We start from the raw sequence: 817 nt of genomic DNA, 5'->3' as shown, positions 1-817 counted from the left end.
TCCCACCCCCCACCCGCGTTACGCGCGCCCCGGCGAGGGCACCCGGGAGCCTGGGCGAGCCCCGCCTCGGGAGCCGCCGCAGCCACGATGGAGGGAGCGACATGGGACACGGAGGAAACGTCATCGACGAGCTGGTGACGGATCACCGGGAGGTCGAGACGCTGTTCGGGCGGATCGAGGCGCTGCCGTCGGGCGACAAGGACCGCAAGGTCTACGCGGACCAGGTCATCATGGAGCTGGTGCGTCACTCGGTCGCCGAGGAGGCCCATCTGTACCCGGCCGTGCGCCGGCACGTGCCGAACGGGGACGCGCTGGCGGACCAGGAGCTGGAGGACCACGCCAAGGCCGAGCAGATCATGAAGGATCTGGAGGGCTGCGACGCCGGGGATCCCGAGTTCGACCGGCTCATGGGCATGCTCATGATGGAGATTCGCTCGCACGTGGCGGACGAGGAGGAGAACCTCTTCCCCCTGCTCCGTCAGTCGTGTCCGGCCGAGGCCCTGGACGAGCTGGGCGACAAGGTGCGCACGGCGAAGAAGATGGCGCCGACCCGGCCGCACCCGTCCGCCCCCGACAAGCCCCCGGCCAACAAGATGCTGGCCCCCGGCATGGGACTCGTCGACCGGATGCGCGACGCGCTGTCCGGCCGCGGGAAGAAGGACTGAGCCCCCGTCCGGGGACGCGGGTCCGCGCGGACGACGGCGGCCGTGGCTGTGTGCCACGGCCGCCGTCGTGCGTGCGGACGCCCGCCTGCCCTCAGCCGACGTACCGGCGCGCGGGCGACCTCCGCTGCGCCTCCTCCAGCAGGGCCAGCCGG

Annotated in this window: 1 protein-coding gene; it reads left to right on the top strand. The window is 72.5% G+C overall.

The window, feature by feature from the left end; all coding sequences use genetic code 11:
* The first annotated feature begins 101 nt into the window (after nucleotides 1-101).
* Nucleotides 102-665, top strand: a complete 564-nt coding sequence (locus tag CCN42_RS40160) for a hemerythrin domain-containing protein (protein ID WP_086173676.1) — start codon at nucleotides 102-104, stop codon at nucleotides 663-665.
* Nucleotides 666-817: the final 152 nt, after the last annotated feature.

It is taken from the genome of Streptomyces glaucescens (assembly GCF_002154375.1).
In the GTDB taxonomy this organism is placed as follows: Bacteria; Actinomycetota; Actinomycetes; order Streptomycetales; family Streptomycetaceae; genus Streptomyces; species Streptomyces glaucescens.
The sequence above is the reverse complement of the archived record's forward strand: the minus strand, read 5'-3'. Positions and strand labels throughout refer to the sequence as shown.